We start from the raw sequence: 6,188 nt of genomic DNA, 5'->3' as shown, positions 1-6,188 counted from the left end.
CAGGCACAGATTGCCGTCAAAGGGGCTCAGGATCAGGTTTTAGCAGCGACTCAGATAGGTTGGGATGGGATCGGCATTTTGGTCCATTTATCAAACTTCACCAAAGAGGTGACCAAGCAGCAAGTCGCCGCCATTTTTTCGGGAAGGATCAAGGAGTGGTCGGAATTGGGCGGACCGGAGACCAAGATTCTCCTGATCGATAGGCCACGTCATCAGACCGTTCGGGAAGCCTTCGAGACTGAACTCGGGATAGTGGACAACATTCCTGATTCCGCCAAGGTGATCGGCGAGGACGAAGTCGTCGTGAAAACCGTCGTCGGTACGCTGCCGCCCCTCTCCGCAGCCGCCTATATTTCGTTGAGCACCGGCCTCCCTGCCGTCTCGAGCGGCGTCGCCGTCCGCTTGCTGCCGGTGGATAAGGTCGAGCCGGAAGTGCCGACCGTGAAGGACGGTCGCTACAGTCTCCGCCGGCCTCTGTTGCTGCTTTCGAAGAAGGAGCCGAACACCCTGGTTGAGGCCTTTGCACAATTTGCGCTCTCCCCTCCCGGACAAATGATTATCGGACAAATCTATGTTCCGATGCCGAACAAGTAATTCTCCATCGAAGGAGGTCACGATGTCTCCCCGATTCCTGTTTTCCTTGCTCATGGTCTCATTATTGGGACTCGCCTGTTTGCCTCTAGACTCGGTTGCCGAAGATGGTGTGATCGTCGACGGAGCGGGCTACACACTGCACGATACGGAATCGATCAAGGGCCATGACGAACAAAAAGTCGCGAAAGACCCTGTCTGCGACAGCAGCAGAAAACCAAGGATCCTGCGTGTGGAGCCGGACGAGGCCAAACCGGGAGAAACGATTACCATCAACGGCGAGAATTTCGGGACGAGAGACTGTTTCCGCGGTGTGGCATTCAGTGCGGCCGGTCCCGCCAAGATCGACTACAAGTTCGTGAACGACACGACCCTCGAAGTGATAGTTCCCGATGTCCAGCCCGGCATGTCATTCATTGATGTCGTCGCCGGCGGAGGCAACGCCCGCTCAAAAGCTTTTTTAGTGCAGGCCCAGTAGCAACTCGACAATATTATCCGCATCGTGTATTTTAGGAACGATGCTGTCTTGTCTGGGAGTTCATTTCATGCAAACATTCCGGTGCCAACGAGCGGTCTCGGCCGTACTGTTGATAGCAAGTCTTTCCATTTCCTTGCCGACGTCGGCAAATCCGATCACCAAAGAGCGACTTCCCTTGATGCTGAGCGGATCCGGCTGCGGCAGCAAGGAAGTTGAAATGAACACCGTCTTGCAGGCCATTCCCGGCGTAACCGGCGTCTACTTCAACCGCATCCCCGACCATGTGCTGGTGGATATCGCTACCGGCACCGTGAAGCCGGCTGATGTGGTGCGCCGTGTCAATGACGCGGCCACATCGTGGCACTGCCAGGTTGAGCTCATGCAGTCCTGCATCACCGCCGACATGCCATCCGCCTCAGCAACCCCACACCAAAGCGAGTAGTACCGCCTGCGCAATTGAGCTGTAGTTTTAGTGTGTGTATTCACATACCCCCACGTTGTCATGTGTCGTTGATTAATGTTGATTCATCTTACATAAGCGAGGAGGACGGAATCGTAGGTGAAGACTGCGGTGCCTGTAAAACCGCAGGTTGGAGGTCTGATCCTCTGAGCCGGCGGATCGATAGATCGCAATGTCTCTGTCGGTTTGCGTCGCGTCGAGCACTGACCGATCATGCCACGATCTTGATGGTGTGTACTATCGCGCGAGACCGCCAAAGCAAGCACGTTAGCCGTCTTAGGATTTTCCTGCCTATTCGTCCAATCATACCGGGTTCGTATAACGAAGCTTGTCCAGGAAGTTCTAGTGAATCGATGATGCGTTTCGCCTCTTGGAGTGCCGCAGCTGCGGCCTCTTCGCGGGATCCGAAGCTGCCGTTAGAGAGCCCTTTGTGGAACTTCCAGCAGGTTGACCTGATTTCGATAATGCGATAAAGACACTGCCAGGTCCCGTTTGCTCGCTGTCCAGGAGCTAACTTGATCTTGCGCTTCTTGTAATCCGGCATGGTTGTTTCCTCCAATCGCCGTCATCGTATCAACAGGACCATTGTCCACCTCAAGTACCATGGCACAGGCAAATGCAGACACTATGCCGCTCATCAATATTGGATTTGAACAGTCGTATTGGGCCAGGAGCGCCATCGATGTCACGTTGAGGGCGCGCCGATAGTCGCGGATGGACTCAGCCCCTGGAGAGGATGAAGACCGTCGCGACGGGAGAATATGCCACGTGCTATCCACCGAGATGCAGGTGCGATGGTGGCCACTTGCCTATCTTCCACGTTGAAAAGGAGCGCATAGTACCCCTTACCCACTATACCTTTCTCAGAGTGCTCCTGACCGAATACATAACCCAACATCTTCATGACAGTATGCCGATCATAACGGATGGCCTGGTACCAGCTGATTAATCAACAGTACATAGACAGTTTCTGCTGGATACCCAACAGAGAGCCCTCTTCTCCTTATCGCAAGTTTTATTTTTTGAGGCGATTTGCATTCCTGTTGAAGATTGGCGGCTGGCATATTCTGTGCACTTCCTAGGTGCCAATGTCGATGGCAACCCCCATGTTGGATTATACGAAACGTTGGATTGAGTTGAGACGGCGGGAGCAACAGGCGGACGGCACCTGGAGCTGTCACTATGTCATTTTTGAGTTTGGAAGCAAAGCATGGAAATGCAAGAAAGGGCGTTCTGACGGAATCTTCAGAACCCCCGAGGAGGCAGAAGTCGCTGCCCTGAGACAGGCGCAAGAGATCATCGACTCACTCTAAACTTCAGCCTTGCGACTGGAGGATCGCCATGCCTGATGCAGTTCCGCCCAAGGTCACAGCACTCCCGGAGCGCCTCTGCACCTGGTGTAAAGTACTCATGAGAAAACGACTGGTCGGTGGCGGGCAGTTCGTTCACTACACGTGTCCACGATGCATTTTTCAGCATACGAGCCGATGGCCTGTTATCTAAGTCCCCATCGTTGTGATCGGCTCAAACTGTATATGCTTGCCACCGCATGACGATTGGAGCTTCGAGGATCTCTTCAGTCATCGGCTTCACCAAGCCTAGAATCGATCGCGCTAGCCGAAGCCTCTTTCGCGAATATTGTTCGCGTGATTCATTACCTGATGGAGGTGCTGAAACGTGTCCTCCTCGTATGAAGCTCTTTTCAAAACGTACATTCCATCGTTTTGGTGATCGCGGGAGGATAACCATGACACATCTCCGTTTCCATATCCGTTTTCCCGAAGGCAACATCAGAGAGCCGATCCTCTATCAGGTGGGGCGCGAATATCACGTGGTGACCGATATTAGACGAGCGGATGTCCGCGAGACCATAGGCTGGGCTGACGTGGAGTTATCCGGTGACACGGTGGAAATTGAACGGGCCATCGCCGGGCTGCGAGCCAAAGGCTGTGGCGTCGATCCGATCGAATTAAATGTGGTGGAATGATACGGCGTGAAGCATATGACTGAACTCGTTAGATCCAAGTTGCATGTCTTAGTTACACATGGAATGGAACCAATGGGATTGACTGGGCAACCATCCAACGTTCCAGTCCCCTGATGATATGGAAAGAAGTGACTTTCTATGATGCCATGGATCATCGAATCGTTCCTGGTGTGCACCATTGTAGGCCTCATCTACATAGTGATATCGACATCCCGGATGCGGAAGGAGTGACTCGTAACGTCGACCGTGTGTGGGTTCCCTGCACAACATGAGTCTCGTTCATGGCTGCCCGCTCCGCCTACAACGATGCAAAAAATGGAACTTCCGATGGGACCTACAGAACCCGCGAGGTCGGAAGTCGCCGCGCTGACCCAGGCGCAAGGGATCGTCGATTCCTTTCAAACTCTGCTTCACGGATCTATGTGGGTGACATTACCTGATCGCCTTTGCACCTGGTGCCAAACTCCCATCAGCAAACGGCTGATCCCAGGGAAGTTAGAATAGGAAAGACTCTTGGCAACAATTTTTGTCACAGACGACGAGCAAGTCATTTGCACAGCGATTGTGAAGCGCCTGACTCGACAGGGGCATTTCGCCGTCGGCTATGAATCAGGAAACGCATTGCTAGAGGCGCTTCAGCGCAACCTTCCAGATCTCGTGCTGCTTGATTTGAAAATGCCCGGCATCAATGGACTTGAAGCCCTGAAGCAGGTCCGTCGACTCACCCCCTCCACCCTGGTCATTGTGCTGACGGCATATGGTACCGAGCAAGATTCCATGGAGGCAATGAAGTTAGGGGCGTACGATTTTCTAATCAAGACAGTCGACTTCGAAGAACTCGACACAGTGACTGCCAGGGCAGTCGAAATGTTAAAGCTTCGTCGTGTCAAAGTCGATCAAGGGACCAACCGCATTAAGGATTGCTCCACATCCAACCGTTCCGGTGGAAAAAACCAACTGTTGTGTGCCGATACGATCTGTCAAAGGTGACGGAAGAATCCAGGCACACAACGCATTGTCCGCCGCATCTTCGTATCCTCTTGTGACGCACCGCAGTTCATGGCCGCACTAGTTCGTCCCATCGATACAGGCTCACTCTCATGGCGGATTGCTCGTTGGAATGAGGAGCAGTCATTAGTGTGCAGCCCTTTGGTTCAATGATGTGTCCTCGATCATTCTGCGTCAGTCCCCGCTCATCGACACGCTCCGGCGTGAGCCATCCGGACCGGAATTCGGATTGCGGCTCAAGCTTCCACACCCCGAGGGACGTACACTCTCCGGAGTGAACCGTGAAGCTCTTTGGAAGTCCTATATGCCATATTCCCTTGCTGGTATGGAGACTCACGTCTGTGACGCGATACGAACCGACAGGAAGCTTTACCGCGAAGGGACCGTCAAGCGGAAGGCGGCTTAGCAGAATGTCGGTCCCATGTGTCTCTTCTTGGATCCACCATTTCATGTACATTGACCCATTGTGATCTGCCGAAAGCTCTTTGTCATTCTGCGCCAGATGAATGCCTCCGACTAGAATCCCCTGCTTGTCCTCGGTGGTCATGCCCTCCGATGAGGAGATCGGTCTCACCACGTTCGTACAACCAAGGGACAAACTGACCCAGAAAAGAATGCCCACTAGAACAACCGTCCGTTGCAGCACTGAATAGTACATACCGTCCTCCTTCTGTAAAGATCGTTAAATCGGTAAACACGTTTCCAGCAGTGCAGTTTTCCAGTGTGGGCTCCCCGCCGTTGAGGTCTGAAGGGTCTCGGCAAGAGCCTCGATTCCACCCATACCGAGCTTGTGGAGCAAGGGACGAGTTAGTTCGATCCGGGAGAGTACTTTTTCAATCGCCAGCGGAGCAGTCTTGGCCGCTGAAATCTTGATGGGCTTCGCATGGATAAGTTCGACTGTGAAGAATATCGGGAGAAGGAGGAAGAGAATGGACAATAAGGCAATCATGATCTCTATGTTTAGATGTATGCATTTCAAGTGCCCTCATAGACAGCTGCCAATCTCCACAAATCAGCCGCAGTTGCCCTGTTTGGAAATTCTGCGGGTTTACAAAAAGAGCACTTTCGCACTGTTCGCCCATCTTTAAACCGCTCACATGGAAATACGCTGGTTTGATCCATGTTAGTAGATCTGTGCGCACCACAGAGTAACTGATAGTAATTATTGTATTTGTTCGGCTCGAGCTCGGGTCAAACGGTTTCATCTTCCACTCCGGCACTCAATGTGCTTGGCAAGCATCGAATACGCACGTCACATTGGCGCGAGTGGAATGACAATTTTGCGTGGCAAATTCGAAAACGATGCGAGGTTGTCCTTCGAACACTTGTTTGCTTCCCAGGACACACGCTCGCAAAACGGAATACCGACTCTAGTGGATGACCGCGAGTCAGTAAGGGCCTGCTCTGCTCAGACGGTTGTACAAGATATTCTCCTTGCTTTGAAGGAACTCCGGAATGGGTCAGTTGAAATCCTCATTCACGATTCCAAGGTGGTCCAGATTGAGCGGAGCGAAACATATGATTTGACGGTCACAAATTCGATAAGGAGCGATGAAATGAGAAGTTAAGAACGGTCTTAGGACTACCCATATGACTATGGGCGTCCCTCCCTTCGTTTTCTCCGAATCTTTACTTTCTTTATCAACGAACTGACCGGACCACCG

11 protein-coding genes are annotated in these 6,188 nt (G+C 52.5%); 8 read left to right on the top strand and 3 right to left on the bottom strand.

All coding sequences use genetic code 11. From position 1 onward, the window contains the following. From ACOSYY_RS03970 to ACOSYY_RS03960, 3 genes are all read left to right on the top strand, one after another. Positions 1-594, top strand: a 594-nt coding sequence (locus ACOSYY_RS03970) for a substrate-binding domain-containing protein (protein WP_421660973.1), incomplete at its 5' end; no start/stop codon positions are given. 22 nt (positions 595-616) lie between these two features. Beyond that, entirely contained in the window at positions 617-1,069 is a 453-nt protein-coding gene (locus ACOSYY_RS03965) for an IPT/TIG domain-containing protein (RefSeq protein ID WP_421660972.1), read from the top strand. Between the two features lie 67 nt (positions 1,070-1,136). Next, positions 1,137-1,511 (top strand): hypothetical protein, encoded by a 375-nt coding sequence (locus ACOSYY_RS03960; RefSeq protein WP_421660971.1) that lies wholly within the window; start codon positions 1,137-1,139, stop codon positions 1,509-1,511. Between the two features lie 434 nt (positions 1,512-1,945). On the opposite strand, the gene ACOSYY_RS03955 is transcribed toward ACOSYY_RS03960, so the two are convergent. Then, on the bottom strand, positions 1,946-2,209 hold the full coding sequence (locus ACOSYY_RS03955; RefSeq protein WP_421660970.1) for a hypothetical protein: 264 nt from the start codon (positions 2,207-2,209) through the stop codon (positions 1,946-1,948). A gap of 414 nt (positions 2,210-2,623) precedes the next feature. Here ACOSYY_RS03955 and ACOSYY_RS03950 point away from each other — a divergent pair, with 414 nt between their 5' ends. From ACOSYY_RS03950 to ACOSYY_RS03935, 4 genes are all read left to right on the top strand, one after another. Beyond that, a complete protein-coding gene (locus ACOSYY_RS03950) occupies positions 2,624-2,842 on the top strand; it encodes a hypothetical protein (protein ID WP_421660969.1) in 219 nt (72 codons plus the stop codon). 434 nt (positions 2,843-3,276) lie between these two features. Continuing rightward, on the top strand, positions 3,277-3,516 hold the full coding sequence (locus ACOSYY_RS03945) for an NIL domain-containing protein (RefSeq protein ID WP_421660968.1): 240 nt from the start codon (positions 3,277-3,279) through the stop codon (positions 3,514-3,516). Positions 3,517-3,843: 327 nt separating this feature from the next. Continuing rightward, on the top strand, positions 3,844-4,020 hold the full coding sequence (locus tag ACOSYY_RS03940; protein WP_421660967.1) for a hypothetical protein: 177 nt from the start codon (positions 3,844-3,846) through the stop codon (positions 4,018-4,020). Positions 4,021-4,029: 9 nt separating this feature from the next. Further along, entirely contained in the window at positions 4,030-4,506 is a 477-nt protein-coding gene (locus ACOSYY_RS03935; protein WP_421660966.1) for a response regulator, read from the top strand. 67 nt (positions 4,507-4,573) lie between these two features. Here the strand turns inward: ACOSYY_RS03935 and ACOSYY_RS03930 are convergent, their stop codons facing one another. Both ACOSYY_RS03930 and ACOSYY_RS03925 read right to left on the bottom strand, forming a co-directional pair. Further along, positions 4,574-5,182: a hypothetical protein gene (locus ACOSYY_RS03930; protein ID WP_421660965.1), complete on the bottom strand. Its 609-nt coding sequence runs from the start codon at positions 5,180-5,182 to the stop codon at positions 4,574-4,576. 24 nt (positions 5,183-5,206) lie between these two features. After that, positions 5,207-5,473, bottom strand: coding sequence for a hypothetical protein (locus ACOSYY_RS03925; RefSeq protein ID WP_421660964.1), 267 nt, complete (start codon positions 5,471-5,473; stop codon positions 5,207-5,209). Between the two features lie 274 nt (positions 5,474-5,747). On the opposite strand from ACOSYY_RS03925, the gene ACOSYY_RS03920 reads away from it, so the two are divergent. Next, positions 5,748-6,092 (top strand): DUF2292 domain-containing protein, encoded by a 345-nt coding sequence (locus tag ACOSYY_RS03920; protein WP_421660963.1) that lies wholly within the window; start codon positions 5,748-5,750, stop codon positions 6,090-6,092. Positions 6,093-6,188: the final 96 nt, after the last annotated feature.

The sequence above is a fragment of the Nitrospira sp. BLG_2 genome (assembly GCF_049222245.1).
The sequence above is the reverse complement of the archived record's forward strand: the minus strand, read 5'-3'. Positions and strand labels throughout refer to the sequence as shown.